The following is a 26,210-nucleotide window of genomic DNA, read 5'->3' as shown; positions in this document are numbered from 1 at the left end:
CCCGAGCCCGGTTATGGGTCGATATGCGGCGAATCCGCCGTGTTTCGTGGAACTTGGTCACACTTCAGCCCAGCTTGCATTGCTCGGTGACAAGGTTCGAATGCCAATTCGGCACCCATGTATGCGGCGCATCACTGGATTGCTCGCCGTTTAAGCCACGACCCAAACGGAAAGCAGAAAGCAGAGGCTCATGCCCACAATCGCTTTGGTCGACGACGACCGCAACATTCTCACATCCGTCTCGATCGCGCTGGAAGCCGAAGGCTATCGCATCATGACCTACACCGACGGCGCCTCGGCGCTGGACGGCTTCCGCACCACCCAGCCTGATCTCGCCATCCTCGACATCAAGATGCCGCGCATGGACGGCATGGAGACGCTGCGCCGCCTCAGGCAAAAGTCCGACCTGCCGGTGATCTTCCTGACCTCCAAGGACGAGGAGATCGACGAGCTGTTCGGCCTCAAGATGGGCGCGGACGATTTCATCCGCAAACCGTTCTCGCAGCGCCTGCTGGTCGAGCGCGTCAAGGCGGTGCTGCGTCGCTCGGCGCCGAAGGATCCGACCGTCGCGCCGAAGGAGAACGACGCCAAGGCGCTCGACCGCGGCCTGCTGCGCATGGATCCGGAACGCCATACCTGCACCTGGAAGAACGAGCCGGTCACGCTGACCGTCACCGAATTCCTGATTCTGCAGGCGCTGGCGACCCGGCCCGGCGTGGTCAAGAGCCGCAACGCGCTGATGGACGCCGCCTATGACGACCAGGTCTATGTCGACGACCGTACCATCGACAGCCACATCAAGCGGCTGCGCAAGAAGTTCAAGGTGGTCGACAACGATTTCGAGATGATCGAGACGCTCTACGGCGTCGGCTACCGCTTCAAGGAAGCCTGAGGCGCTACGCGCCTTCACAAAGAGCTCAAGCCTGGTTCTGATTCCATCGGGACCGGGCTTGCTCTAGGATGCGGGACCGTCGCAACGAGCTGTCCTAACGCGGGCGTAAGCATTGCTTGACCGAACGCAGCCTGATCAGAGTTCGAACGCCGAGGACATTGCATCCCACGGCGCCTCGGACCATGAGGACAAGCCGGTTGCAAGAGGCTGGGGGCCGCTGAACTGGCTCAAGCGCGCCGGACAGTTCTTCTTCGCACTGTCGTTCTCGAGCCTGACCCGCCGCATCGTCTCGCTCAACCTTGCCGGCCTCGTCGCGCTGGTCGCAAGCATCCTGTATTTGTCGCAGTTCCGCGCCGGCCTGATCGACGCCCGCGCGCAGAGCCTCCTGGTGCAAGCCGAGATCATCGCTGGCGCCATCGGGGCATCCGCAACGGTGCAGACCAATGCGATCACCGTCGATCCCGAGCGGCTGCTCGACCTGAAGCTGGGCGAGAGCTACGGCGGAGTGGATGATTCGCTGGATTTTCCGATCAACCCCGAGCGCGTGGCGCCGGTGTTGAGCACGCTGATCTCGCCAACCAAGACCCGCGCGCGGATCTTCGATCCCAACGGAAGCGTGCTGCTCGACAGCCGCGATCTCGATGTCGTTCGGGGCTTTCCGCTGCCGCCCCTGTCGGAAAAACCAGGCGTGATCGAGCGCGTCAAGGCCGCGGTGCGCACCTGGCTGAACCGCGGCGACTTGCCGCTCTATCGCGAGCTCGGGCGCGAAAACGGCAATGGCTATGTCGAAGTCGCCGGTGCGCTCCAGGGCCAGAAGCGCTCGATGGTGCGGGTCAATTCGCGCGGCGAGGTGATCGTCTCGGTTGCCGTCCCGGTGCAGCGCTCGCGCGCCATTCATGGCGCGCTGATGCTATCGACCCAGGGCGATGAAATCGATCAGATGGTCACGGCCGAGCGCCTCGCGATCCTCAAGGTCGGCGGTGTCGCCGCGGCGGTGATGATCATGCTGTCGCTGCTGCTGGCGAGCACGATCGCGGGCCCGGTGCGCCGGCTCGCAGACAGTGCCGAACGCGTCCGCCGCCGCATCAAGACCCGCGTCGAGATTCCCGACTTCACGCGCCGCCGCGACGAGATCGGCCACCTCTCCGGCGCGCTGCGCGACATGACCAACGCGCTCTACAAGCGGATCGAGGCGATCGAGATGTTCGCCGCTGACGTCGCTCATGAACTGAAGAACCCGCTGACCTCGCTGCGCTCGGCGGTCGAGACCATGCCGCTGGCGCGCAATGAGAACAGCCGCGCCCGCCTGCTCGAAGTGATCGAGCACGACGTCAAGCGGCTCGACCGGCTGATCTCTGACATCTCCGACGCAAGCCGGCTCGATGCCGAATTGCAGCGCCAGGATGCGATCCCGGTCGATCTCAAGCGGCTGCTCGGCACGCTGGTAGCGGTTGCCAATGAAACAAAACTTGGCCACGACGTCGCCGTCGAGGCACGCTTCGAGGGCCGCAGCCCGACCGATACGTTCGCTGTCAGCGGCCATGATTCGCGGCTCGGTCAGGTGATCTCCAACCTGCTCTCCAATGCGCAATCCTTTTCGGAAGCCGGCAGCAAGGTGCGCCTGACCTGCCGCCGGGTCCGCGGCGAAATCGAGATCGTGGTCGACGACGACGGCCCCGGCATCCGCGACGACGCGCTGGAGCGCATCTTCGAGCGCTTCTACACCGACCGGCCGCACCAGGGCTTCGGCCAGAATTCCGGCCTCGGCCTCTCGATCTCGAAGCAGATCGTCGACGCCCATGGCGGGCGGATCTGGGCCGAGAACCGCGCTGGCCCCGCCGACGAAGACGGCGCACCGACGGTTGCCGGCGCGCGCTTCGTGGTGAGGCTGCCGGCGCTATGAGCCAAGGCAGTCTGAACGAAGGCAGTTTGAACGAAGGCAGGTTGAACAACGGCGGGCCGAGCGTTCACGCCTCCGCGGTCAAGGTCGGGTCGTCGGCGGTGCTGATCCGCGGGCCGTCCGGCGCCGGCAAATCGCGCCTTGCCTTCGATTTGATCATGGCGGGCCGTTCGGGGGTGGTCGAAAGCTCCGTCCTGGTCGGCGACGACCGTGTCCATCTGGCGACAGTTGGCCAGGAAATTGAAGTGCGCCCCGTCCCTGTCCTGGCTGGCCTGATCGAGATTCGCGGGCTCGGAATCCGCTGCTGCGACTTCGTGGAGCATGCGACGGTCGGCCTTGTGGTCGATCTGGACGCCGAAGACGCCGAGCGACTGCCGCCGCCGGAATCGCTGAAAACCACAATTTTCGGTGTCGAAATACCGCGAATCCCTGTTGGCCGCGGCTATTCGCCCCTTCCCTTGGTTGTTGCGGCCTTGACTACTACCAAGAGTTAACCTTCGACTAACGCTTCAGCCGATTGTTTGAAGGGAAATGGTAACCATATGAACCCCACACTCGCGACCGAGTAGACCGGCGCAGCTCCCCTCATCCATCCGTCTAGATTCAGGGAGATACGCAACATCCCCTCTTGCGCGGGGGCTCTGGATGGTCAAAGTGGCGCGTTCGTGCGGCGCACCAAAAGCGCCCGCGGGAGTTTTCCGATGATTGGTCTAGTACTTGTGACCCACGGGCGCCTTGCCGACGAATTCAAGGCGGCGCTTGAGCATGTGATGGGTCCACAAAAGCAAATCGAAGCGATTACGATCGGCGCTGAAGACGATTCCGATCTCTGCCGAAGCGACATCATCGAGGCGGTTAACCGCGTCGATTCAGGCGACGGTGTTGCGATCCTCACCGACATGTTCGGCGGCACGCCGTCGAACCTTGCGATTTCCTGCATGAGCCGGCCCAAGGTCGAAGTGCTCGCGGGTATCAACCTGCCCATGCTGGTGAAGCTCGCCAAGGTACGTGAGGAGCGCCCGCTGCCGGACGCGATCGCGATGGCTCAGGAAGCCGGCCGTAAATACGTCACCATCGCCAGCCGCGTGCTCGCCGGCAAATGAGCGACGACGCGCCACAAGCCGGGGCGGGCGCGCCCGCCGGCGCGATCTCCAAAGAGCTCCTGATCATCAACAAGCGCGGCCTGCACGCCCGCGCCTCGGCGAAATTCGTCCAGGCGGTGGAGCGCTTCAACGCGCAGGTGTGGGTGACGCGCGGCGGCGAGACCGTCGGCGGCACCTCGATCATGGGCCTGATGATGCTTGCCGCAGGACCGGGGACCACGATCACGGTCGCGGCAGCCGGCACTGATGCGGAAGCTGCGCTTGCGGCAATCACCGAACTCGTTGAAAGCAAATTCAACGAGGAGGGCGTTTAGGCGTCGCGATCACTTCGCCGGCGGGGCAATGTAGATGTTCCACGTCATCGCCGGGCCCGCCTTGCCATGGGTGAATCGGCGCGTGGTCATCACGATCCGCTCGGCGTTCGGCGCGATCTCCGACACCCATTTCTCGAACGCGGGCAGGCGGCCGTCGGTCGGATCGAACACGCCGATGAAGCCGTATCTCTTGACGTCGTCGAGTGACGACAGTCCGGAGCTCCAGGCCTCGTTCGGGATGAACGCGACCGGATGGTCGGGGCTGTAGAACACCATCGGCTGGATCGACTCCATCGTGCCGGCGACGACCGCCCAGCGCGAGGCGAAGCGGGAATGCCAGGCTTGCGTCAGCTCGCGCGCGAGCTCGGAGCGCGCGCCGTAGGTCGCCGTGTTGTCCTTGTTCGCCGCCATCTCGCGCGCAGCGATCCAGGGCGAAGCGACGAGCGTCGCGACGCTGAGCACGAGCCAGATCGCTACGATGTTGAACAGCACGGCGCTCTGCACCCGCAGCGCAGGAATCGCGACCAGCGCCAAGGGCACCAGGAAGAACAGCGAGATGCCCCAGTCGGTCTTCATATAGATGCTGAAGGCGAGCGCGCCGAGCGGCGGGCCGACCGCGACGATGATCTGGATGATCCAGATATTGCGCGCCTGGGAAACATCGACGCCGGGATTGACGCCGCGCGCCCAAGCCCGCGTGACGATGCGCAAGGGTGCGCGCAACAGCAGGGTCCACCATGGCGGTACCAGCGCCATCGCAAGTGCGGCGAGCGTGACGGGGAGAGCCAGCAGCGCGGCATTGTGCAGGACGTAACCGAGCACGAGCTGATGCACGAGACCGGCGTCCTCGATGCTGTAGGTATCGCCGGCATAGGTCAGCGGCACGAAATGCGAATCCGCCAGCCAGATGATGTGCGGGATCATCGCAACGGCCATCGTCGCGATCGCGACCCAGGGCGCCGGCGACAGCAGGAACCGCATCCGTTCCGGATGGATCAGCGCGGCAAGGCCGATGGCGCCGATCATGGTCAGCACCCAGTATTTGGTCATCAGCGCCAGCGCGCCGGCGAGCCCGAGCCAGACTCCGGACTGCCAGCTCCGCTTCTCGAACGCGTTGAGATAAGCGTGCACGACGAGCGGCAGCGTCACCAGCTGCAAAAGATCGGGGTTGTACTTGAAACCCTTGAAATTGAAGATCGGGTAGAGCGCGACCATCACCACGACCAGGAAGGCGCGGCGCGGATCGACCACACGCAAGCTCACCAGCCAGCAGATCACCATGCCGACGCTGACGGTCGCCATCGCCAGCGCATAGGTCGCCCAGTCCGTCGCGGGAAAGACCTTGAACCAGAGCCCGGCGATCCAGCCCGACAGCGGCGGATGCTTGCCATAGCCCCACAGGAATTTCTGGCCCCAGCCCCAGGCTTCTGCGACGTCCATGTGAACGTCCTGCGCTGCCTTGAGGTTGATCAGGATGAAGGTCCAGATCACCGCATGGAGGATGGCCAGCTGGATCACCAGCCAGAGCCGGGCGGAGGGGGCGATCGCGTAGGCAACCAGCCAGGCCCGGAAACGGTCAAAGCTGACCCGGGCTTTTACGCGCGGTCGGGCGGAGGGGATCGAGGTGGTGGACATGGGCGCTTGCGTAGCGCGTTTTGGACCATCGTGGAATCAGCTTGGCGTGAAGAAACGCCCTGAAAATACAGCAATATGGTTGCCGCACGGGGATGTGAGTGGTATCCCGCGCCCATGACGACCGTCCCCATTTCCAACATCCGCAATTTCTCCATCGTCGCCCATATCGACCATGGCAAATCGACGCTGGCCGACCGCCTGATCCAGATGACCGGCGGCCTCTCCGACCGCGAAATGGCGGGCAAGGAGCAGGTGCTCGATTCCATGGACATCGAGCGCGAGCGCGGCATCACCATCAAGGCGCAGACCGTGCGCCTCGCCTACCGCGCCAAGGACGGCAAGGATTACATCTTCAACCTGATGGACACGCCCGGCCATGTCGACTTCGCCTACGAGGTGTCGCGGTCGCTGGCGGCGTGCGAAGGTTCCCTGCTGGTGGTGGACGCCAGCCAGGGCGTCGAGGCGCAGACCCTCGCCAACGTCTACCAGGCGCTCGACAACAATCACGAGATCGTTCCGGTCCTGAACAAGGTCGACCTTCCCGCGGCCGAGCCCGAGAAGGTCAAGCAGCAGATCGAGGACGTCATCGGCATCGATGCGTCGGACGCGGTGATGATCTCGGCCAAGACCGGCCTCGGCATCCCCGATGTGCTGGAAGCCATCGTCACCCGCCTGCCGCCGCCGAAGGGCGATCGCGATGCGACGTTGAAGGCGCTGCTGGTCGACAGCTGGTACGACGTCTATCTCGGCGTCGTCGTTCTGGTGCGCATCGTCGACGGCACGATGAAGAAGGGCCAGCGCGTCCGCATGATGGGAACGGGCGCGGCCTACGACGTCGAGCGCGTCGGCTTCTTCACGCCGAAGATGCAGCAGGTCGACGAGCTCGGCCCCGGCGAGATCGGTTTCATCACCGCCGCGATCAAGGAAGTCGCAGACACCCGCGTCGGCGACACCATCACCGACGACCGCAAGCCCGTCACCGAGATGCTGCCGGGCTTCAAGCCGGCGATCCCCGTCGTGTTCTGCGGCCTGTTCCCGGTCGACGCCGACGACTTTGAGACGCTGCGCGCCGCGATGGGCAAGCTGCGGCTGAACGACGCCAGCTTCTCCTTCGAGATGGAGACCTCGGCCGCGCTCGGCTTCGGCTTCCGCTGCGGCTTCCTCGGCCTGCTCCACCTCGAGATCATCCAGGAGCGGCTGTCGCGCGAGTTCGACCTCAATCTGATCGCGACCGCGCCGAGCGTGATCTACAAGATGAAGCTGACCGACGGCACCGAGCTCGAGATCCACAATCCCGTCGACATGCCCGACGTCGTGAAGATCGAGGAGATCCAGGAGCCCTGGATCGAAGCGACGATCATGACGCCCGACGAATATCTCGGCAGCGTGCTGAAGCTGTGCCAGGACCGCCGCGGCGCGCAGAAGGAGCTGACCTATGTCGGCTCCCGCGCCATGGTGAAATACGATCTGCCGCTCAACGAGGTCGTGTTCGACTTCTACGACCGGCTGAAGTCGGTGTCGAAGGGCTACGCCTCGTTCGACTATCATCTCACCGATTACAAGCCGGCCGATCTCGTCAAGATGCAGATCCTGGTCAACGGCGAGCCGGTCGACGCGCTCTCGATGCTGGTCCACCGCACCCGCGCGGAGGGGCGCGGCCGCGCCATGGTCGAGAAGATGAAGGAGCTGATTCCGCCGCACATGTTCCAGATCCCGATCCAGGCGGCGATCGGCGGCAAGGTGATCGCGCGCGAGACCGTGCGCGCGCTGCGCAAGGACGTCACCGCGAAGTGCTACGGCGGCGACATCACGCGCAAGCGCAAGCTTCTGGAGAAGCAGAAGGAAGGCAAGAAGAAGATGCGGCAGTTCGGCAAGGTCGACATTCCGCAGGAAGCTTTTATTGCCGCGCTGAAGGTGGATAGCTGAGGCCGGTCCGAGACTCTCGGAGCCGAACGACACAAAACTCGAAAACAACCCCATGCACAGTAGCCGACGCTTTGGCGGCGCGGCGCTATTTCGATTTTTACGAATTTAACTTGCTCCGTCGGGCAAAACAGGAGCATACTGGCATCATGGCAGCGGTGCAGCCGGCAGGCGACGATGTCCTATCAAACCAAAGATCGAGATGGAAGCGCGGGGATGAAACGGCGAGAATTCATCACGGTTGTTGGCGGCGCGGTTGCGACATGGCCCCTTGCGGCCCGCGCACAACAGATGCGCCGGATTGGCGTGCTTCTGGTTACTTCGGAGGATGATCCGGAGTCTCAGGCCCGGGTCGCCGCGTTCGAGGAAGGCCTCAACAAACTTGGCTGGACCGTGGGCCGGAATATCAGGATCGACTACCGCTGGTATGGGGGCCAGACTGAGCGCGCTCGGACCGCGGCAGCGGAGTTGCTCAAATTGTCGCCGGACGTGATGTTTGCGAATGCGAACCCGGCTACGCGAGTTTTGCGGGAGCTTACCCGCGACGTCCCCGTGGTGTTTACGACTGTCACTGACCCGGTGGGATCGGGTTTCGTCGCAAGTCTTGCGCGCCCCGGTGGAAACATCACCGGCTTTACCAATCAGCCGGTGGAAGGAGCGAAGTTCGTGGAACTGCTCAAGCAGATCGCGCCTGGCGTCAAGCGCGTATCGGTGATGGTTGGAAACTCGTCGTCCAGCGATGCGATTGCTCTTTCGGCGGAGAAGGCGGCACCGAAGTTCTCCGTCGAAAGCACCAAAGTCGTGGTGAGTAACCCCTCGATCATTGAGCCGGCTCTGACGGCTTTAGGGAACGAACCGAACGGCGGCCTGATCATTCCCGGAGACACTGTCACATCGTCCAACAGGCAACTCATCGTCACGTTAGCTGCCACCTACCGGATACCCTCCGTCTACGGCTTCAAATTCTTCGCCACGGCAGGCGGCCTGCTCTCGTATGGCATCGACGTGACGGGTCAGTTCCTGGACGCGACGAGCTACATCGATCGCATTCTCAGAGGTGAAAAGCCCGCCGACCTGCCGGTCCAGCAACCGACGAAATTTTCGCTTGTCATCAACGTCAAAACCGCCCGGTCGCTCGGCCTCACAGTGCCGCCAACGCTGCTCGCAGCCGCCGACGAGGTTATCGAATAGCGCGGCTCGCACGGTGGGGCGACTTCGTAGGAAAGGTTGAGCCCTTGCGAGGCCCATCGCTCTGGCGAGCATCCAGACCTTTACCCGGGGTCGAGTTTGATGGGTTTCGCTGATCTGCGTCCCAAGCAACCTGGCCGGACACATGCACGACCACGCCGAATGGTGTGGGGACAGTGGCAACCTGCGCGAATCCTTAGCGCGAGCTATCGAAGATTCCCGTGGGTACATGCATCGTTCGGCTCATGAGGGATTCCTTGGCCAAAGCGCCTGTCAGCGACATAACGCCCGTAGGGTAGAAAGCCAGCAAAGGGAGAAAATCCGCCTATCGAGCGCCGCAACCTAGCGTGCTCGCTTCTTTTTTGCTACCTTGAGTAGATTGTCATTCAGCCATAATTTCATCCGCCCGCATCTGAATAAGCCGGCCCCTCGGAACAGCAATATGCCAACCGCTCACCTGATCCACGGATACATCGGTGCCGGGAAAACAACCTTCGCGCGGAGGCTGGAGCGAAAGTTGCCCGCCATCCGCTTCAGTCACGACGAATGGATGGCGCGTCTCTATGGCGGCGATCCTGCCGTTGATCGGTTTGCGGATTTCCACGAACGTGTCTCCAAGTTGATCGAGACGCATTGGACAAGATGTGTGGAGCTCGGGCTCGACGTCGTGCTTGATTTCGGCTTTTGGTCCCGAGCCCAGCGGAGCGAGATCAGGGCGACCGTTCTGGCCCTGGGGGCCAACGCGCGGCTCTATCGTTTAGATTGTCCGGACGACGAAGCCTGGCGACGCGTCGAGCAGCGCAACCTCTATCTCGACGGAAGCCTGTATATCGTCCGGCACACCTTCGACGCTCTCAAGAGCCGGTTTGAACCACTCGGAGACGATGAGGAGCGAATTGAAGTTAGCTCGTAGGAGTTGAGCTGGAGGCCCATCAGTCTGTCTCTGGACAAACGACCGGCAAAGGCGTCGCCCCTCGTTTCCTATGCGGATAGCCGGTACAGAAATTCCTGACACAGTCGGGGTTCATTCCTGAGCCGCACTTGTTGCATCGAGCGACGCAGTCTTCATACGTGACGCCTGGCCGCGCTTGCTGAATGAGTGTCGGTTGCTTCTGGGCTTGTCCTTTGCCGTCCTGGGCCCACGCCGGGCTGATGGCCAATCCGACAAGCAGCAACGTCACCACTCGCCTCATGCGTCCCTCCGCTGTTGAGATGGAAGCTTGGTATGGGAGTTGCGAGCAGCGTTGACATAGATCAAGCGATGGCGGCGATGACTACGGGCGACTTCATCTTTGTCTTCGCCAACCAAGTCACTTTCCACCGGCAAGAATATTGATCGCGCTGCCGGCAATCGCAGTCAACGTAACAACCGAGATCGCCGCCTGCAGAAGCATCAGCAATTTGGCGCGACGCGTCAGCGGCAGCGCGTCGGTTGGACTGAACGCGTAGCTGGTGGTGAATGCGAGGAACAGATAATCGGCGTAGAGCGGAGACCACGATTCATAATGTGGCAAGCTGCTCCCGCGCTGTGGAAACAGAAACTCCCATGGCTCCCCGGCACGCGTGACCTCCTCAACTCCCGGAGGATCGATAATCCAATACCAGATTGAAAAGATCAAAATGTTCGACACCGCCATCAGCCCGACGTCGAGCAGAAGCGTGCGGACCGCGGGCGAACCGGAACCGAACAGGGTGGCAATGAGGCCGCTGGTCTGGCCCAGCAGTCCCAGCGTGAACCAGGCGTTGACAAGAATGATGAGCCGGAAAAGCGCATGCTTGAGTTTGAAGAGCCACAACAAACACAGCGCCGCAACCAGGCCAACTCGCAAGACAATCAGGCCCCTTCCAAACAACGACACATCACTCGGCAGAAGGCCTCGCAACGCACCGAGCGTCATCGTGTAGGAGATGGCGCCCTGCGCAAGAGAGATGGCAAACAAGATCAAGACAACAACCGTGAGGCTATGGCCACGGTTGCGCAAGGCAGACTTCGTTGCTGAAGCGAACATGGGGCTTGATCTGGCGGTTGATCATGGCGGCTTTCCTGGTTGCCCTGCAATGGCCGCGATCAACTGCATGACATCATCGACAGTCTCTTGCACGCCGTGAACCTTCCCGCTCGCAAATCCGAGTTCAGCGTTTGCGCCGGGAATCTGACTGTCATACCTGACGCTGGCGACTTGTGATACGTTGACGTAAATCAGCATGCCGTTAGGTTCGGTCAACTTGATCCAAGTCGCTTCGCCACGTTGTCTGGCGGCTACCAGCCGCATGACGTCGTCGACATTCTCCTGCACGCCCTGGATTTTCCCACTCGCCAGACCGAGTTCTGCGTTGGCGTCGGACACTTGAGTGTCGGATCTGATGTAGGTGACTTGCGCCACGTTGATATGAACGGGCCTCCCATTGGGCTCGGTCAGTTTGAGAGAACCTAGCCGGTATCCGCTTTGCGCACGGGCCGCGCATGACCACGCCGCCGCGCCGCTGATCAATCCAAGAAATTGCCGCCGCCGCATCCCGCGCCTCGCCGTCGGCGGTCCGACCAGAATGGGCTTTGCATTCTACCCCTCCGCTCGCTAGCCCGATCGATTGCCATTCGTCGGCAGAGCGACGGTGAGCACGGCGGCTGCTCAACCGTTGATTTAGATCAACGGATCAAAGCAGAAGTAGAGACCTCTTATGTCAATTGCATCGGAGGTCCCAAGAAATCTGCTCGATCGGAATGAGGTGGTACGGCAGACCGCAGGGCGCCGGCTGACCGCGCGTGATATAATTTGGTGCAACGCAAGCATGACCAGTTAATTTCCACCCACACGGTCACCTTCCAGATGAGCGACATCTTATCGAAGCAGATCCTGTCCGGGCGGGATAGACCTCGGCTGGGGCTGATGCCGACCCTATTGCTGAGCATGGGATTGCTCGTGTTGGTTTCGGTGAGTTCAATTCTGGCCTTGAACTGGATCACCGGCCGCAGCGTCGTGGACGAACTCGCCACGCGCCTCATCGCGCGCGGGCTTGCGATCCAGGAGATGGCCCTGCGGCGACACCTGGACGCAGGAGTCGTTCAGGCAACCTTCATTGCGACAGCGATGAGCGATAGCCGTTATGCATTCGACGACCCTGCTCTTGGAGATTTCTTGATTGGCACAATGGCAGCGGCCCCCCAGGTCGGCGGCCTCCTCCTTGCCGATTCCAGTGGCAAGGCGTTGCGCGCCGTTCGGGGCAAAACCAATACAGAAGTTCGATTGGACCGTCTGGATATCGCCCGGGACCGTCAACTCGCCGAGATATCTGACGAGGTCCGAACCCGCAAACAGCCCTATTGGGGGCCGCCGCTCTATCGCGAGCCGACGCATACGACTTCGCTGAACTATCGCGTTCCCGTCTGGAAGGGAGATCTGTACACAGGGTTTGTCGCCATTGCAGTCTCGACCGATGCCCTGTCAAAGCTGTCGGCAGAAGTGAGCGACCCGCCGCGTTCGGTGGCCTTCATGTTGTACGGGCAGAACCGTGTTCTCGCGCATCCTCTTGCGCTCGATGGAAACCGCAAGCAATCTGAAGAAGCTCCATTGCCCATGCTTCGCGCGTTCGGCGACGAAGTCATTGCCGATTTTGCCAGTTTGCCGCCACTCGACGTCGTCGGGATAAGTCCGCCGACAGGAACCGTGGCACGCCAGCACACTGTCGACGGGGAGCGCTACTTCATCTTTGCGCGCGAGATCTTCGGATACGGCGACACGCCGATCACGATCGGAGCCTACGTTCTGGCACGCGCGGTCGATGCCCCCCTTCGATTGTTCTATTGGGCCTCGATCGTCGCTTCTGCCATGCTCGGGATATCGCTGATCGCGACCGCAATCATGGCTGGGGCGATCGCTCGCCCCATCCGGCGGGCCGCGCGCAGCGCCGCAGCGATCGGTACCCTTGATTTTGACGCGGTTGCACCGCTGGCGCGGAGCCGAATTCGCGAGATCAACGGGCTCGCACAGTCATTCAACGCAATGCTTGATGGGCTGCGCGCCTTTGGCCGCTACGTGCCTCGCACACTGGTCACACGCCTCGTCAAGGAAGGACGGATCGGTGCCGGCACGGAAGAACGAACGCTTGCCATCATGTTCACCGACATCGTGGGCTTTACGGCGGCATGCGAGAGCATGACGGCTGCCGAGGTCGCCGAGTTCATCAATCACCACCTCACCCTTGTCTCAGCCTGTGTCGAACAGGAGGGCGGCACCATCGACAAGTTTATCGGCGACGCCGTCATGGCCTTCTGGGGCGCGCCAGGCCGCGTGGACAATCCGGCGGCGTCGGCCTGTCGCGCGGCGGTCGCAGTCCAGCAGGCCATCGCGGCAGATAATGAGAGACGGATCGCCAATGGCCTCGCGCCGGTGCGCCTCCGGATCGGCGTCCACATGGGGACCGTCATCGTAGGTGACATCGGGGCGCCCAACCGGATCAATTACACGATCGTCGGCGACGCGGTGAACGCGACGCAGCGCCTGGAAAGCCTCGGAAAGGTTGTCGACCCCGACGCCGAGTCGATCACCCTGATCAGCCGCGAGATTTTCGAGATGCTCCCGGACGGCTTCCACTGCATCAGCCAGGGAACCCACCAAGTCAAAGGCAAGCTCGAGGGCCTCGAGGTATACCAACTCGTTGACAGGACGAGAGCTCCGGCCCACAGCACGGGCTGAAGCCTCCTAAAGGCTCTCGGGGAAGACGTAGTTCTGCCAGCTCCGCATGCGCAGCAGGATTTTTCGCAGCAATGACAGGTCGTGAAAATGTTCGGTATAGATGGCGGCTTCTGCTGCCGAACCAAGTGGCAGCTTGTAACCTGAGATGTCATCGACGAGATCAAGAACCACCATGGCTCGATCTGCGGGCACCTCCGCACCCCCGACATTCTGTAGCGTGCCTGTGGCTTGAAGCTGGCCGCTGGCAATCGCATCAATCAGGAGGCGCACCTTTGCCTTGAATACCCGGCCCGGTACGCCCTTGAACAGGACTTCAGCTTCATCCCCCTCCTTGACCCGCTGCAGGGCGTTCTGCTGAAACGCCGCTGCCAGAGCCCGATCCTTGTCGCTGTCGTTGACGAAAATCATCGCGGGACGGAAGGGTGCCGGGACCACATACACGCCTGGCCGCAAAGCAAGCTCGGTTACGAAGCCCCCCGAAGGCGCTCGAACAATTGTCTGGTCCAGATCGTATTGCGCATCGGCAAGCTCGTTGCGCAGGCGCACGATGACCGAGTGTTCACCGTCAACTGTCGCGCCGTACGCTTGCCGGGCACGATCTTCGGCAGCAACTACCTCGGCCGTCGCCTGTTTTGACGCATCGAGATTGCGGGTTGCGGTGTCGAGAGTGGCCTGCGCGACGACGTTCTGCTTGAACAAGTAGGACTGCCGGTCGAAGTTTTCCTGGGCGAGCTGCAGTTGGGCCTTCGCCTTTGCGGTCGCCGCCGCGGCCTGATCAACTGACGCCTTGAGTTGAGCGACATTGGCCTCCGCGTCCGCCAGCCCGGCTCGCTTCTCCCCGACGACATATTCGTAAGGCTTGGGATCGATCTTGAAGAGAACTTCTCCCGCCTCGAGGTGCCGATTGGTACGGTCCGCGACCGGCACTTCGACCACACGGCCCTTGACCGCAGGCAATATCGGCACGGTGGTGAAATATATGCGCGCGTTGGTGGAGAACGGATGGTTGTAGGCCATCGTTATGAACAGCAGCGAAAGCCCGAAGATGCCGCCGAGAGCGGCTGTCACCAGCGTCCATTGATTGACCGGGATTCTGAAAATCTTGAAGATGGCAACACAGATCGCCACGTAGGTCAAAGTCAGTAATATTTCCATGAGTGGCCTCCCGCTCGAGCTTTGAGAGCGAAGCAGCTATCGCCGGGTGCCGCGATCCCCCGCGGCTACCGCTTCTGTTGCCGGAGCCTGCTCCTCGATGGTCAGATCAGATGCCTCCAGCGAAGCGAGCGCAGGCCGGCTCTGTCCCTTGTTGGGTGAAGCTGCCCGGTCGCCGATCTCGAGCCTGGCCTCGACATCTGCCATTCGACGTCTGAGCTCTTCCAGTTCCGCGATCGCCTCCCTTGGAGAGCTTGGCTCGCCCGGCTTTTGACCGAAACCCCAGCCGCGATCCGGACGATACATCATCGCCCAGATCCAGAGGAACGGCCACAGCAGGTGCAGCATGAACAAGCTGATCCAACCGGCGGCGTGGATCGCGTCCTGGTGCGGATGATGACGTGCGTGCGCGATCCGGGCCGGAATGTCGTGGATCGCGATGATGCCGTAGACCAGCACGATCACGACGAAAAATAACAAGCCCAATGCGAAGTAATTCAGGAACGGGTCTTCCATGAATTTCCCTCTCGGCTAGCCACAAGGGTCCATGTCGATCCGCCGGATATCCACCCGACCGACCTGTCTCGGGTGAACCTGGAAAGCCGGACACCAGCGCAAGCTGCCCAGCCGGTTCCCGGGAGTATTGAGGTAAGTCAAGGTCTCGCGAGAATCGGTGGTTAGGTGTGAGGGATCCAGGCCGTCACGGGGTGAGCGCGTATTCGCAATCGGCGCAAGCGCAGAGGGGATACGATCATGACGCTTTTCGAACCGAGGGAGCCGGACGTCGAGCGGCCCCTGCGCTCTGCAGGGCCGGGGAGAACGAAGGGTACAATCTACCTTTTGGCAGCTTTAGCGGTCATCGTAGCCGCTTTTTATTTTATGGGCATTCTGATGGGTGACTAACGCGCCCGATGCGCCGGCCGACTGCTGCGGCGTGACGTCCTTCTCCGACCAGGAGGTCCTGCGAGCCGCGGATCCAATCGGGTGCGGTTCTAACGGCGTTTGACGGGACTCCAAGAGTGGCGGACATTTCACTTGAACGAATGGCTGATCAATTGCCGACCGGCTTCGCCGATTTGGAGGCGGACGCAATCGCGGATGGCCATCGGCACATGACCCGGCTGGCCACGGAATTGACAGAAATCCCTGCCGTTTTTCATGCAATCTACGCCTGCTATCTCGACGGCAGACTCGCCGGGATCGGCACAATGACCGACGAACCTGCCCTGGCGGGACAACCGACGTGGCGAATGCGACGGTTCTACGTGCATCGCGCGTTCAGGCGGCGCAATGTTGCCAAAGCCATTGCCACTGCGCTGTTGCAGAACGCCTCTGGCAGCGTTTCGACCGTGACCGTACATGCTGGCAATCAGACCGCGGCGCGGTTCTGGGAAGCGATTGGATTTCGCCGCGTTGCCGGTCTGGCCTGGTCTCACGAGAGAACAATGCCGGACGCAACAAACGCTCGGCCAACATGATCGCGATTTCGTCGCAGGGATCAGCCGTCCAGCAGCGCCGCCATCCGATCACGGTCGATGATGTTCGGGTCCGGCGGGAGCGAATAGCCCTCCATTGCAGCGAGTTTTGCGGCGATGCGCGGTCTGGCCATGACCTCCTGAGGCAGCGCAACACACAGCGCGATTTCGATCATGCCACGGAGCACGTCGGCGTCCTCGGATGAGGCAAGGAGAAGCTTTGCCATGACCGGGTTGGGCGCCGGCATCGGCAGGCCTGCCTCCAGCGCGTTCATCTCGGCGATCCGCGCGCGGTCCGCAGCGATCTGGTTTCGATAGAACGGACCGACCCGGCGCTCGGTCTCGGCGTCGTATTCCAGACAGAACGCTACGGGATCGTTGACGTGACGACGAGCGACGTCGCGGAGCACCTGTGCGTGCAGAAGACCGACGCTCAGGCCGCGTCCGGCGGACGGGTTGGTACACGCCCAGGCATCACCGACCGCGGCGTATCCCGTGATCACCGGCTGGCCATCGACGACAAACCGCCGGTAACGATCGATGACCCCTGCCATCAGAAGGACTGATGTGATCGGCTCTCCGTCCAGCCAATGGGCTTGCCGCGGGCATGCCGACACCACACGATGGAACGTGGCCGGATCGCGCAAGGCCCGCATCGCCTTGTTCCTTGACGAGGTATACAAGGTGACCGACCAGGTGTCGTTGTCCCCGTCCAGGGTCAGGATCGAGAACAAGCCCATCGGCGTGAGCGCGCGTCCCATCCTGCGCGGGCGCTGAGGCCCGGAAAAATATCTGGTAAAATAGGCGAAGTTGCTGTCTTCGGCTTCCTCGATCGGAGCGCGGCCTCCCGCGCCGGGAATCCATTCGCGGGCCGGGCTTCGCCGCCCCATGGCGTCTATGACGAGATCAGCGCGAATCTGTTCGCCCGATGTGGTGCGGACCCCGGTCACGTGCGGCACAGCACCGACAGCCGCTGCGCCCGTGATCAATTCGCGAACCTTGATGCCACGGCGGACGGTCACGTTGGGTGCGGCTTGCGCCATGGCGGCGACGGCCCATTCAACGATCGGCCTCCGCCCCGTGACGAAACGCAAGGCCTCATCACCGGGACGCGGTGCCTTGTCTGTCAGGGTCGGGGGAAGCGAGCGACTGTCGAGATAGTCCACCCAAACGCAGCCGGCGCCAAGCAACTCATCCGTCAAGCCAGGCAGTTCCTGATCGCTGATCATCCGAAACCGCGCAGTGAGGTTGTGAGGTTGCCTGAATTGGGCAACTCCCGGGCGCTCCCACGATTCCCATCCAATGGCGGACGCCATCGGCCGATCTGCCTGATCGGCCTCCAGGACTGTGACACGGTGGCCGTCGCGACCAAGCATCGCGGCTGCGCACAATCCGATCACACCCCCGCCGCAGATGACGACTTTGCTCATCCGTTCCTCCCCGGAGTTCGCCGGACGACGAAGTGGAGAAATCGCGATCGTCGACCACGAACAGCAACGACACAAGTTCACTCGGACACGGGTCACCCAAGACATAGGTCGATGAGGCGAAGGGGAGGTTCAAAGCTCCCCTGAGCTTGCCTTATGAGTTCCATTGGTCGGCGATGGCTCGTGCGCGACGTTCGGCCTCGCCAGCCGTATCCGATCTGCTTCCGAGAGATCCGTCTCTCCGGTGTTGACACGACAGCGCGTAGGATGGGTTGAGCCCTTGCGAAACCCATCATGCCTCGCCACAGGCGGAGGGATTGATGGGTTTCGCTGACGCTCTACCCATCCTACGAGCTCTATTGCTACTTTCCGTCTGGACCCGTGTTTGCGGACGACGCATCGAAGCAGCTGGTCGGGAGTTGGAAGTTGATGCCGACGCCGATCAAAAGGACACCGGAGGCCGCCTGGAGCATCGATCACAGACGCCAGCGGCCCAACGTCTTGCGCATCGTCGCCGTCCCGGCTCAGCCGTGGTGAAGGCTGCTGTCTGAGGAGCCCGGACCAAGGATCCGGCTCAGGCGCGGTATGAAGCCCGGGACCTCGGCAGCGTACCGCGCATAGGCCTCGCCGAACTCGGTCCTTGCCTCGCGCTCCTCGCTTCTCGCAAGTTTCACATACATGGTGGTCAGCACTGGAAACATCGCCAGCGTCAGAATCGTCGGCCATTGCAGCAGGAAGCCGAACATCACCAGCACGAAGCCGACATATTGCGGATGCCGGACATAACTGTAAGGGCCTGACGTGGCGAGGCCGCGGGTCTGCTGTGCCTCGTACAGCACGCTCCAGGCGGCCGAGATCAGGATGAAGCCGGCCGCGATGAAGACGTAGCTGAGAACGTGAAACGGCCCGGCGTGCGGATTGGTCTTCCAGCCGAACATCATCTCGAGCAGGTGGCCGGCGTCATGCGAGAACCAGTCCACATCCGGAAAGCGCGACTGCAGCCAGCCCGACAGGAAGTAGATGGTGAGCGGAAAGCCGTACATCTCCACGAACAGCGCCACCAGGAACGCGCTGAAGGCGCCAAAGGAGCGCCAGTCGCGCGAGGTCTGCGGCTTGAAGAAGCTGTAGGCGAACAATATGAAGACCGCCGAATTGACGATGACGAGGCTCCAGAGGCCGTAGGCGGGTGCGGTGTCGTGCATCACACGTTCCTTCGACCGTTCAGACGATCGCCGCCGTGATGGTGGCCGTGTCCTCCATGCATGAAGAAGTGCATCAGCGGACAGGCGAGGAGCGGCAGCCAGACGAACAGCCCGAGCACGTGCGCCCTGTGCTCGGTGAACAAGAGCACGCCGGCGATGATCAGGAAGCCTATCAGCGCGATGCCAGCCTTGGCTTTGATCGACATGCCCTCTTGGTGGCGCTCTCGATCGTCGGAATGGTCCTGCACCGACATAGCTATGCTCCTGCGATTGCCGGAGCTTAGCGGCGCGGTTGTCTTCATTGTTGATGCACGTCAAGCCTTCGGCGAAGGCCCCTTTGCCCGGCCGAGGAATTTCACACGACGGTCAACAGGCCCGCTTCCGCATCCGGGCAAGCCCGAGACAGGCCAGGGCAAGGCCCATCGCCAGGGCCGGTATGCACGCATCGTTAACAGGTGCGCCATCACGATCCGATCCTGCGATCTTCATCGGGATCGACGCATGCATACGCTCGCAATGGCCGTTGCATACGGCCTCTACCTCGCCATCGTGATCGGAGCGATAGGGCTCGCGATCATTGCCGTGTTCTGGCTCCCCGATCGCCTGCTTGGATTTCGGAGAGTCGAGGGGATCGTGGTGGTGCCCCTGGCGACGATCGCGATCTGGCTGCTCTTGTCCTATGGAGCGGTGCCACTGCCCGGCATCCTGATCATCAGTCCGCACAAGCTTCTGGCAGGCCTGGCACTGACCTGCGGATTGATCTGGTGCTTTGTCGAAGACAATTGGCTGTGAGCTTCGACTGCGCAAGCGCACCTATCGGGGACGCGGAAGGCGGACCGGCTCGGCCGGCCGTTCCTGCACATAGGGGTTCGTCAAGCACATGGCGGAAAGGCCTGAAGCCGCCGCCCTGCACTGCTCCCACGAACTATATTGGCATGAAATATAGGTGCCGCCGCCCCACTCCCATGTCTGCAGGCAGACCGGATAATTGCCGTTGAACCGTTGAGCTGAGGCCGGCGTGGACGCAGACATTGCGATCCAGGCGAGGAGAAGAAGAACCGCGCGCATCATGTGACTCCGGGGATTTTCGAATCCGGCTTGCAGCAGCGTACTGCCGAGCGCTTGCCGGACTTACTGTGATCTCTGCGTCCGGCGCGGAGGCGGAGGCGGCGCCGCCTGCCTGAACCTCACGCGCGGATTGATATCGCAGTAGAGGTTCCATCGTCCGGATGCCGAGGCCAGGCACTGCTCTCGCGTCTCATACATGCAGTCGCCGGAATAGCCGAGCTCTCCGCCCATGACGCACCAGGGATAATCACGGTCAGCGCGGGCTGCGGAAGAGAGCCCCACCACCATGACAACAACCAGAATGGCGATTCGCATGAGATCCTCCATCTTGTCAGCCGAACCGCGCCGCAAAATGCTGGACCCTGGCAATGTCGCCGGTCGGCTGAACATGGCTTACGAATTGTTCCCCGAAAGGGCAAGCACCAATCCTGCAGCGCACGACATCGTGCCTCATCTGTCACGAGGGATCACCATCGGGTTAGGAACGTCCTCACGCGGCTTCGGTTGACCGGCACAACCTCAAACGGAGTTGAACGATGCGAAAGACAATTTTCTCGCTGACCATGTGCGCGCTGCTTGCCGGAGCGTCGATCGGTTTCGCCCACGCGCAGGCAGGCGGCAGCGGCGCTGGCGGAGCAGGTGCCGGCGCTGGTGCCGGAACAGGCGGTGCCGGTGTGGGGACCGGAGCAGCCGGCTCCTCGGCGGGTACCGGATCGAGCGGCGGCACAACCGGGATGGGCGGCAGCGCTGGACCCGGAAGCACTGGCGGGGCCGCGTCGGCAGGCGGCAGCAATGGCGGTCAGGGAGGAGGTCCCCAGGCCCTTCGTCCAGGCAGAGCCAAAGATCCGACCCGTCGCTGACGCTATCGCCCTGTCACCTGATACGGAAAGAGGCTGCTGAGCCCCGCTCGGCAGCCTCTGTTTTGTTAACTCGGCGCCTTACGACGCCTTCTGCTTCGCCTCGACATATCGTGCAAAGTTGTCGAGAATCGCCTGCCAGCCGGCTTGCTGCTGCTCGACCGAATGGGTGGTTTCGCCATCGAAGGCGACGCGGACGACAACGCCCTTGGGGCCAGGCACGAAATCGACCTCGGCCTTGCGATCGCCGAAGGCATATTCGATCCGCTTGTGCTCGAGGATCTTCGTGTAGGTGCCGGCGAAGTCGAAACCCATGCTGCCGTCCTTGGCCTCCATGCGGGACGAGAACAGGCCGCCTTCGCGCAAATCGACCGTCGCCCTGGTCGTATGCCAATCGTCCGACGCGGCGTTCCACTTCACGATGTCGGCAGGCGTCGTGTAGGCACGCCAGACCTGATCGATGGGGGCGGCGACGCTGGTTTCGACGGTGATTCTCATGGGTTATTGCTCCAGTTCGATATTTGACGGCGCGAGGTGACGACATCGCGGCCCGTGCGCGGGATTGGTTGACAGCACTTCCGCGGCGTGTCCACCCAAGGACGGTCGAGACCCGCCCATGCCGACATGGTCGCGCCGTCAATGCGATAAAAAATGAAAAGCTGACGCCGAGGACGACCGGCCTGCTTGCGGCCGGCGCGTCAGCAGACCTTCTGAAAGCGCGCGCGCCAGCGCGACGCCTTGACTGGCGGCAGCACGTAGCTCTTGCCCTCGGCCGAAACCGTCAGCGGCTGGCCGGAGCTTAGGAGATCCAGGAATTGAGTTTCCAGCTCGCCCCATTTGTCCTCGCTGAGGTCGGGATGGCCGAGGTCCGCCTGGTTGAACCACGAGGTGTCAGGTGGGAAGTTTTCGGGGGCGGCGTAGGTGAAGCCGGCAAAATCCATCTGCGTCTTGCCGTTGCCGATCGTGATCGTGGCCTCGGTGTGATCCTGCTTCGGGGCCTGCCCCGGATAGACCGCATCGAGCTCGTAATGCGTCCCGCAGCCGAAGCGAAACACTGTCTTGTGGTTGACGTCGTTAAAGGTGAGCCATGGCCGGTCGTAGCGGTCCATCTCGAGCGTCCATGCGCCGCGCCAAGTGTCCTTCGACGGGCCGCCGGCGGCCGTTGCGGCAGACAATCCGAGCCACGACAGGGCCAGGACAAGTCCGAGCAGTCTTGCAAGCATCGGCACGGCAACCTCTCAACGCGATCCGCGATGATCCTCACAGCAAAGGCGCTTCGCGCGGGCCTGTTCAGATCGCCCCTGTCTTGCCGCGAATGGCCATCGACCGCTTGATGACTTGCTGCGCGTCGGCGTAGCGGCCCTCATCCTTGTAGAGATCGGCCAAATTCTCCAGCACGTCGGCAATGTCAGGATGGTTGGGGCCGAGCGTCTTCTCCATGGTGGCGACCGATTGCTTGTACAGCCGCTCGGCGTCAGCCAGACGGCCCTGGCGCCCGTAGAGTGCGGCCAGGTTGTTCTGCGCCTGCGCGATATCGGGGTGATCGGGCCCATACGCCTTCTCCGTTACCGCCATCGCGCGCTTGAGCAGCCGCTCGGCCACGGCATAGCGATGCCGGTGGATATAGGCGTCGGCGAGATTGCTCATCAGCACCGTGGCTTCGGGATCGTCCGGACCGTGCGCCTTCTCGAGCACGGCGAGCCCGCGCTTGAACAGCGGCACGGCCTGGTCGTAGCGGTGCTGATTGCTGTAGACGGCGGCGAGGTTGCTCAGCGCCAGCACGATGGAGGGATCGTTGGGACCGCGCGCCTTCTCGCCGATCGCGAGCGACCGCTTCAGCGGCGGCTCCGCATCGGCGTAGCGCTCTTCCACGCGGTAGAGCTCGCCGAGATTGTTCAGCACCATCGCGACCTCGGGATCGTCAGGGCCGAGCGTCTTCTCCCGGATCGCCAGCGAGCGCTTGTACAGGAGCTCGGCGACCGGATATTGACCGAGATTGTAATGAATGGTGCCGAGGTCATTCAACGGCATCGCGACGTGGGCATCGTCGGCGCCGAATTCCTTCTCGCGCAGGGCCAGCGCCTGCTGGGCGAGCGGCAGCGCCTCGGTGTATTTGCCGGCCCGATAAAGCTCTTTCATCTGCCGGGTGAGCGTGCCGGCCTCATCCTCGCTTGCATGAGACGGCGTGGCCAGCGACAAGCTTAGCGCGAGCGCGGTCATCGCAACACAGATCGATGCTTTCAGGGCCTTCATCGCACGTTCCTCGCCGCTGATGTCAGGGGCTTCAGTGGCTTTGGTGCGCCTGGAGGCCGGGCAGGTTCAATGCGGGCGGGATCAAGTGAAGAAGTTGCGCAGCTTTTCGATCACCAGCTCCGGCGCCTCCTCGGGCAGATAATGTCCGCAAGGCAGGCTTTCGCCGCTGATCTCCACGGCCTTTTCGCGCCAGGTCTGGCGCACGTCGTAGGTCGATCCGACGACGCCCTTTTCGCCCCACAGCGCGAGCAACGGGCACGCGATCCGCTTGTCTGCATCGGCCGCATCGTGGACCAGATCGATGCCGGCGGCGGCGCGGTAATCCTCGCAGACGGCGTGCAGCGTCTCAGCCGTATAGCAGCGGCGGTATTCCGCGAGGGCGAGCGGATCGATCGCGCCCGGCGTCTTGTTCTGCTTGTTGATATGCGCCTGCAGATAGAAGTCGAGATTGTTGCCGATCAGGGTTTCCGGCAGCGGCGCCGGCTGGCTCAGGAAGAACCACCACATGTAGCGCATGGCGAACTCCTTGTTCGCCCTGGCGTACATCGTCGCGGTCGGCGCGATGTCGAGCACCGCAGCCCTGGTCACGGCGGCGGGATGATCCAGCAGCAGGCGGTGCAGGACGCGCCCGCCGCGGTCGTGACCTGCCGCGAAGAAGCGCTCGAAGCCGAGCGCGCGCATCACCTCGACCTGGTCGCGCGCCATCTCGCGCTTGGAATAGGCGATGCTGTCCTTTCCGCCGTCGGGCTTGCTGGAATCGCCGTAGCCCCTGAGGTCGGTGAGCACGACCGTGAAACGCTCGGCGAGCTTTGGCGCGACCTTGTGCCAGCACACCAGCGTTTGCGGATGGCCGTGCAGCAGCAACAGCGGCGCGCCCTCGCCCTTCACGAAAGTATTGATCTCCGCGCCCGATGTCTTGATGCGACTGCCGTGAAAGCCCGGCAGCAGTTTTTCGATCTGATCGGTGGGCACGGCTGTCTTCTCCTCGGCGAACGCGGGCAGATTTAGCATCGTCGAACCAATCGCGCCCGTGGTCGTCGCCGCCAGCGCCACCAGGCGGCGGCGGGTCAAGCTCGCATCGGACGGACGTTCTGCCTGCCTGTTGTCGGACATATCGCACTCCCCGGACGGAATTGGCTTTTCCGGGAAGGTGCCGGCCTGACCGGTGGAAATCCAATGTCAGGTCAAAATATGATTATGCATGGCTTGCATAACCAGCTCGGCCGAGTAACGCCGATGCTTCGATCAATTCCGCGAGGTCGCCGGCAGGATGTAGCGATCCAGCAGGTCCAGCTCGGGCGCGACCATGTTCTTGGATTCCCGGCCCGCGTTGAAGACGACGACCATGTCGAGCGCGGGGATGATGATGGTCTTTTGCGAATTGAAGCCAAGTGCAGCGGCCCATTGAATGGCGCCGTCCTTGTCGGGCGAATGCCCGACCCACCATTGATAGCCATAGCTGAACGCGGCCTTGTCCGTCTCGATGTGCGCGGCCGTCGATTGATCGATCCAGGAGGCCGAAACGATCTGCCTGCCGTTCCAGGCACCGCGATTGAGAACGAGCTGGCCGATCTTCGCCCAATCGCGCGGCCGCAGGCTCAGGCCGCTCGACGACGTGGGAAGACCGTTCACCGGATGCTTATACCAGGCAACATCCTCGATCCCGAGCGGGGCGAAGATATTCTCCCGAGCCAGCACGTCGACGCCTTTCCCGGTGACCTTCTTCAGGATGGTGCCGATCAACTCCGTTTCCGCATTGTTATACTGGAAGGAAACGCCGGGAGCCCTCTCGAAGCCCAATCCTGCCGACATCGTCAGGAGATGGCGCAACGTAATGCGATCGTTGTCGGATCCGCGCAAGCTCGCATCGTCGGGCAGATACGACGCGATCGGAGCGTCCAGATCCTTGATCAAACCGCGATCCATGGCGATGCCAACCAGCAGCGAGACCACGCTCTTGGTCATGGAATAGCCGTTGTGCCGCGTGGTCGCGTCGTAATTGAGCTGATGCGGATAGTCGTAGTAGCTCTCGTAGACGAGCACGCCGCGCCTGATGACGATGATGTCGTCGACATTGGCGAGCTTGCCGCCGCGGATACCCTCGTCCATCGCGCACAGTAGTGCCGCGTTCAGCCCTTGCTTGTCCGGCGCGGACATCGCCCATCCGTCGTGAATTTCGTGCGGACTGCCGCAGGCTGATGCAGGCTCGGCGGTGACGGGACTGAAGATCATGGCACACACCGCTGCAACGACGCTGGTCCATGTCCGCATGTCAGGCCCCACCATTCCCCACGACGACATCGCGAGAATGCCGTTCGATGTGTGACCGTTTTGCGGCGTTGCAAGCGTCGGACGAGCCTTCATTTCAGGCAGGCGAATGCAACACGGCGCGAGGGGATGATGGCGATCAGGCGAAGTCCGCGATAACATATTGTCGCGGACATTGGACACGTATCGATGGCTTTCTGGATCGCGAGCGCAGCCGGATTGGTGATCGCCTATCTGCTCGGCTCGATACCCACGGGCTATCTCGCGGGCAAACTGCTTGGGGGCATCGATATCAGGGCGCATGGCTCCAGATCGACCGGCGCGACGAATGTGCTGCGGACTCTTGGCAAATGGCCGGCCCTGGCGGTGCTCGTCGTCGATGTGCTGAAGGGCGTGGCTGCGATCCTCATTGCCCGCGCGTTCTGCCCCTGGCTGTATGGCGTAATGTCTCCGACCTCGCCGACGGCGGCCGATCTGCAAGCCTGGGTGCCATGGGGGGTGAGCCTTGCCGGCATTGCCGCGTTGCTCGGTCACGGCCGCTCGATCTGGCTGAATTTCACCGGCGGCAAATCGGCGGCGACCGGTCTTGGTGTGCTGCTGGCGATATCATGGCCGGTGGGACTGGGTGCGGCGGCAGTCTTCGGCATCGCGCTGGCGCTGTCGCGGATCGTCTCCTTGAGCTCGATGCTGGCGGCGATGACCGCCGTCATTCTCCTCTGCAGCCTGCCGCACCCGCTGCCCTATCGGCTGCTGGTGATCGCAGGCAGCCTCTATGTGATCATCCGCCATCGCGCCAATATTCAGCGGCTGCTCGCGGGCACGGAGCCGCGGCTCGGGCAAAGCAGCCCGGTTTCGTGAG

Annotated in this window: 26 protein-coding genes and 1 pseudogene; 12 read left to right on the top strand and 15 right to left on the bottom strand. The window is 62.4% G+C overall.

Annotation, left to right across the window (positions count from 1 at the left end):
* Positions 1 to 190: 190 nt before the first annotated feature.
* The 5 genes from XH80_RS40825 (at position 191) to XH80_RS40805 (ending at position 4,209) form a co-directional block, all read left to right on the top strand.
* On the top strand, positions 191 to 892 hold the full coding sequence (locus XH80_RS40825) for a response regulator transcription factor (protein ID WP_027535781.1): 702 nt from the start codon (positions 191 to 193) through the stop codon (positions 890 to 892).
* 112 nt (positions 893 to 1,004) lie between these two features.
* Positions 1,005 to 2,795 (top strand): sensor histidine kinase, encoded by a 1,791-nt coding sequence (locus XH80_RS40820; RefSeq protein ID WP_271603502.1) that lies wholly within the window; start codon positions 1,005 to 1,007, stop codon positions 2,793 to 2,795.
* On the top strand, positions 2,792 to 3,286 hold the full coding sequence (locus XH80_RS40815) for an HPr kinase/phosphorylase (RefSeq protein ID WP_271603501.1): 495 nt from the start codon (positions 2,792 to 2,794) through the stop codon (positions 3,284 to 3,286). The genes XH80_RS40820 and XH80_RS40815 overlap by 4 nt, the downstream gene beginning before the upstream one ends.
* 207 nt (positions 3,287 to 3,493) lie before the next feature.
* The gene (locus tag XH80_RS40810) at positions 3,494 to 3,895 is read left to right on the top strand and encodes a PTS sugar transporter subunit IIA (protein WP_007597752.1); all 402 of its coding nucleotides are present in this window, start codon (positions 3,494 to 3,496) and stop codon (positions 3,893 to 3,895) included.
* Entirely contained in the window at positions 3,892 to 4,209 is a 318-nt protein-coding gene (locus tag XH80_RS40805) for an HPr family phosphocarrier protein (protein ID WP_057744504.1), read from the top strand. The genes XH80_RS40810 and XH80_RS40805 overlap by 4 nt, the downstream gene beginning before the upstream one ends.
* Before the next feature lie 9 nt (positions 4,210 to 4,218).
* On the opposite strand, the gene XH80_RS40800 is transcribed toward XH80_RS40805, so the two are convergent.
* A complete protein-coding gene (locus XH80_RS40800) occupies positions 4,219 to 5,844 on the bottom strand; it encodes a glycosyltransferase family 39 protein (RefSeq protein ID WP_271603500.1) in 1,626 nt (541 codons plus the stop codon).
* A gap of 114 nt (positions 5,845 to 5,958) precedes the next feature.
* Between XH80_RS40800 and lepA the strand changes: the two genes are divergently transcribed.
* The 3 genes from lepA to XH80_RS40785 all read left to right on the top strand — a co-directional run bounded on the left by lepA (position 5,959) and on the right by XH80_RS40785 (position 9,868).
* Positions 5,959 to 7,770 (top strand): translation elongation factor 4, encoded by a 1,812-nt coding sequence (lepA, locus tag XH80_RS40795; RefSeq protein ID WP_271603499.1) that lies wholly within the window; start codon positions 5,959 to 5,961, stop codon positions 7,768 to 7,770.
* Between the two features lie 174 nt (positions 7,771 to 7,944).
* Positions 7,945 to 8,958 (top strand): ABC transporter substrate-binding protein, encoded by a 1,014-nt coding sequence (locus tag XH80_RS40790; protein WP_271603498.1) that lies wholly within the window; start codon positions 7,945 to 7,947, stop codon positions 8,956 to 8,958.
* A 367-nt stretch (positions 8,959 to 9,325) separates the two neighbouring features.
* A complete protein-coding gene (locus XH80_RS40785) occupies positions 9,326 to 9,868 on the top strand; it encodes an AAA family ATPase (protein ID WP_442869208.1) in 543 nt (180 codons plus the stop codon).
* 397 nt (positions 9,869 to 10,265) lie between these two features.
* On the opposite strand, the gene XH80_RS40780 is transcribed toward XH80_RS40785, so the two are convergent.
* Together XH80_RS40780 and XH80_RS40775 are read right to left on the bottom strand one after the other, a co-directional pair.
* A complete protein-coding gene (locus tag XH80_RS40780; RefSeq protein ID WP_271603496.1) occupies positions 10,266 to 10,964 on the bottom strand; it encodes a hypothetical protein in 699 nt (232 codons plus the stop codon).
* Between the two features lie 21 nt (positions 10,965 to 10,985).
* Positions 10,986 to 11,471 (bottom strand): hypothetical protein, encoded by a 486-nt coding sequence (locus tag XH80_RS40775; protein ID WP_271603495.1) that lies wholly within the window; start codon positions 11,469 to 11,471, stop codon positions 10,986 to 10,988.
* 261 nt (positions 11,472 to 11,732) lie between these two features.
* On the opposite strand from XH80_RS40775, the gene XH80_RS40770 reads away from it, so the two are divergent.
* Positions 11,733 to 13,649, top strand: coding sequence for an adenylate/guanylate cyclase domain-containing protein (locus XH80_RS40770; RefSeq protein ID WP_271603494.1), 1,917 nt, complete (start codon positions 11,733 to 11,735; stop codon positions 13,647 to 13,649).
* Between the two features lie 6 nt (positions 13,650 to 13,655).
* Here the strand turns inward: XH80_RS40770 and XH80_RS40765 are convergent, their stop codons facing one another.
* Positions 13,656 to 14,804, bottom strand: coding sequence for an HlyD family secretion protein (locus XH80_RS40765; RefSeq protein WP_271603493.1), 1,149 nt, complete (start codon positions 14,802 to 14,804; stop codon positions 13,656 to 13,658).
* A 183-nt stretch (positions 14,805 to 14,987) separates the two neighbouring features.
* Positions 14,988 to 15,317, bottom strand: a pseudogene (locus tag XH80_RS40760) (DUF3302 domain-containing protein); the annotation flags it as partial.
* 503 nt (positions 15,318 to 15,820) lie between these two features.
* Between XH80_RS40760 and XH80_RS40755 the strand changes: the two are divergent.
* On the top strand, positions 15,821 to 16,279 hold the full coding sequence (locus XH80_RS40755) for a GNAT family N-acetyltransferase (RefSeq protein ID WP_271603492.1): 459 nt from the start codon (positions 15,821 to 15,823) through the stop codon (positions 16,277 to 16,279).
* A 20-nt stretch (positions 16,280 to 16,299) separates the two neighbouring features.
* Here the strand turns inward: XH80_RS40755 and XH80_RS40750 are convergent, their stop codons facing one another.
* From XH80_RS40750 to XH80_RS40740, 3 genes are all read right to left on the bottom strand, one after another.
* Positions 16,300 to 17,706, bottom strand: a complete 1,407-nt coding sequence (locus XH80_RS40750; protein ID WP_271603491.1) for an FAD-dependent oxidoreductase — start codon at positions 17,704 to 17,706, stop codon at positions 16,300 to 16,302.
* Positions 17,707 to 18,227: 521 nt separating this feature from the next.
* Complete coding sequence (locus XH80_RS40745) at positions 18,228 to 18,905, bottom strand: methyltransferase family protein (protein ID WP_271603490.1); 678 nt, start codon at positions 18,903 to 18,905, stop codon at positions 18,228 to 18,230.
* Positions 18,905 to 19,159 carry a DUF2933 domain-containing protein gene (locus XH80_RS40740; RefSeq protein ID WP_271603489.1) on the bottom strand — a complete coding sequence of 85 codons (255 nt, stop codon included), beginning with the start codon at positions 19,157 to 19,159 and terminating at the stop codon, positions 18,905 to 18,907. The genes XH80_RS40745 and XH80_RS40740 overlap by 1 nt, the downstream gene beginning before the upstream one ends.
* Positions 19,160 to 19,406: 247 nt before the next feature.
* Between XH80_RS40740 and XH80_RS40735 the strand changes: the two genes are divergently transcribed.
* A complete protein-coding gene (locus XH80_RS40735; RefSeq protein ID WP_271603488.1) occupies positions 19,407 to 19,697 on the top strand; it encodes a hypothetical protein in 291 nt (96 codons plus the stop codon).
* 21 nt (positions 19,698 to 19,718) lie between these two features.
* Here XH80_RS40735 and XH80_RS40730 read toward each other — a convergent pair whose 3' ends face one another.
* The 7 genes from XH80_RS40730 to XH80_RS40700 form a co-directional block, all read right to left on the bottom strand.
* Positions 19,719 to 19,973, bottom strand: coding sequence for a DUF3551 domain-containing protein (locus tag XH80_RS40730; protein WP_271603487.1), 255 nt, complete (start codon positions 19,971 to 19,973; stop codon positions 19,719 to 19,721).
* A gap of 63 nt (positions 19,974 to 20,036) precedes the next feature.
* Positions 20,037 to 20,288 carry a DUF3551 domain-containing protein gene (locus XH80_RS40725; protein ID WP_271603486.1) on the bottom strand — a complete coding sequence of 84 codons (252 nt, stop codon included), beginning with the start codon at positions 20,286 to 20,288 and terminating at the stop codon, positions 20,037 to 20,039.
* 623 nt (positions 20,289 to 20,911) lie between these two features.
* Positions 20,912 to 21,328, bottom strand: coding sequence for an SRPBCC family protein (locus XH80_RS40720; RefSeq protein ID WP_271603485.1), 417 nt, complete (start codon positions 21,326 to 21,328; stop codon positions 20,912 to 20,914).
* A gap of 200 nt (positions 21,329 to 21,528) precedes the next feature.
* Positions 21,529 to 22,053 (bottom strand): hypothetical protein, encoded by a 525-nt coding sequence (locus tag XH80_RS40715; protein ID WP_271603952.1) that lies wholly within the window; start codon positions 22,051 to 22,053, stop codon positions 21,529 to 21,531.
* Positions 22,054 to 22,120: 67 nt separating this feature from the next.
* On the bottom strand, positions 22,121 to 23,083 hold the full coding sequence (locus tag XH80_RS40710) for a tetratricopeptide repeat-containing protein (RefSeq protein WP_271603484.1): 963 nt from the start codon (positions 23,081 to 23,083) through the stop codon (positions 22,121 to 22,123).
* Positions 23,084 to 23,164: 81 nt separating this feature from the next.
* Complete coding sequence (locus XH80_RS40705; RefSeq protein ID WP_333968971.1) at positions 23,165 to 24,196, bottom strand: alpha/beta fold hydrolase; 1,032 nt, start codon at positions 24,194 to 24,196, stop codon at positions 23,165 to 23,167.
* 132 nt (positions 24,197 to 24,328) lie between these two features.
* Entirely contained in the window at positions 24,329 to 25,315 is a 987-nt protein-coding gene (locus XH80_RS40700) for a serine hydrolase domain-containing protein (RefSeq protein WP_271603483.1), read from the bottom strand.
* A gap of 225 nt (positions 25,316 to 25,540) precedes the next feature.
* Here XH80_RS40700 and plsY point away from each other — a divergent pair, with 225 nt between their 5' ends.
* On the top strand, positions 25,541 to 26,209 hold the full coding sequence (plsY, locus tag XH80_RS40695; protein ID WP_271603482.1) for a glycerol-3-phosphate 1-O-acyltransferase PlsY: 669 nt from the start codon (positions 25,541 to 25,543) through the stop codon (positions 26,207 to 26,209).
* The last annotated feature ends 1 nt before the right edge of the window (position 26,210 follow it).

The organism is Bradyrhizobium sp. CCBAU 45384 (assembly GCF_028128665.1).
In the GTDB taxonomy this organism is placed as follows: Bacteria; Pseudomonadota; Alphaproteobacteria; order Rhizobiales; family Xanthobacteraceae; genus Bradyrhizobium; species Bradyrhizobium manausense.
This window is presented reverse-complemented; position numbering and strand designations above follow the sequence as displayed.

Bases quoted from the DNA above. Each gene is read 5' to 3' on its own strand.
- XH80_RS40780 (WP_271603496.1), bottom strand. From the start codon at position 10,964: ATGTTCGCTTCAGCAACGAAGTCTGCCTTGCGCAACCGTGGCCATAGC.
- XH80_RS40740 (WP_271603489.1), bottom strand. From the start codon at position 19,159: ATGTCGGTGCAGGACCATTCCGACGATCGAGAGCGCCACCAAGAGGGC.
- XH80_RS40800 (WP_271603500.1), bottom strand. From the start codon at position 5,844: ATGTCCACCACCTCGATCCCCTCCGCCCGACCGCGCGTAAAAGCCCGG.
- XH80_RS40815 (WP_271603501.1), top strand. From the start codon at position 2,792: ATGAGCCAAGGCAGTCTGAACGAAGGCAGTTTGAACGAAGGCAGGTTG.
- XH80_RS40790 (WP_271603498.1), top strand. From the start codon at position 7,945: ATGTCCTATCAAACCAAAGATCGAGATGGAAGCGCGGGGATGAAACGG.
- XH80_RS40705 (WP_333968971.1), bottom strand. From the start codon at position 24,196: ATGTCCGACAACAGGCAGGCAGAACGTCCGTCCGATGCGAGCTTGACC.
- lepA (WP_271603499.1), top strand. From the start codon at position 5,959: ATGACGACCGTCCCCATTTCCAACATCCGCAATTTCTCCATCGTCGCC.
- plsY (WP_271603482.1), top strand. From the start codon at position 25,541: ATGGCTTTCTGGATCGCGAGCGCAGCCGGATTGGTGATCGCCTATCTG.
- XH80_RS40745 (WP_271603490.1), bottom strand. From the start codon at position 18,905: ATGCACGACACCGCACCCGCCTACGGCCTCTGGAGCCTCGTCATCGTC.
- XH80_RS40750 (WP_271603491.1), bottom strand. From the start codon at position 17,706: ATGAGCAAAGTCGTCATCTGCGGCGGGGGTGTGATCGGATTGTGCGCA.
- XH80_RS40805 (WP_057744504.1), top strand. From the start codon at position 3,892: ATGAGCGACGACGCGCCACAAGCCGGGGCGGGCGCGCCCGCCGGCGCG.
- XH80_RS40710 (WP_271603484.1), bottom strand. From the start codon at position 23,083: ATGAAGGCCCTGAAAGCATCGATCTGTGTTGCGATGACCGCGCTCGCG.
- XH80_RS40700 (WP_271603483.1), bottom strand. From the start codon at position 25,315: ATGATCTTCAGTCCCGTCACCGCCGAGCCTGCATCAGCCTGCGGCAGT.
- XH80_RS40775 (WP_271603495.1), bottom strand. From the start codon at position 11,471: ATGCGGCGGCGGCAATTTCTTGGATTGATCAGCGGCGCGGCGGCGTGG.
- XH80_RS40725 (WP_271603486.1), bottom strand. From the start codon at position 20,288: ATGCGAATCGCCATTCTGGTTGTTGTCATGGTGGTGGGGCTCTCTTCC.
- XH80_RS40825 (WP_027535781.1), top strand. From the start codon at position 191: ATGCCCACAATCGCTTTGGTCGACGACGACCGCAACATTCTCACATCC.
- XH80_RS40735 (WP_271603488.1), top strand. From the start codon at position 19,407: ATGCATACGCTCGCAATGGCCGTTGCATACGGCCTCTACCTCGCCATC.
- XH80_RS40810 (WP_007597752.1), top strand. From the start codon at position 3,494: ATGATTGGTCTAGTACTTGTGACCCACGGGCGCCTTGCCGACGAATTC.
- XH80_RS40765 (WP_271603493.1), bottom strand. From the start codon at position 14,804: ATGGAAATATTACTGACTTTGACCTACGTGGCGATCTGTGTTGCCATC.
- XH80_RS40715 (WP_271603952.1), bottom strand. From the start codon at position 22,053: ATGCTTGCAAGACTGCTCGGACTTGTCCTGGCCCTGTCGTGGCTCGGA.
- XH80_RS40720 (WP_271603485.1), bottom strand. From the start codon at position 21,328: ATGAGAATCACCGTCGAAACCAGCGTCGCCGCCCCCATCGATCAGGTC.
- XH80_RS40730 (WP_271603487.1), bottom strand. From the start codon at position 19,973: ATGCGCGCGGTTCTTCTTCTCCTCGCCTGGATCGCAATGTCTGCGTCC.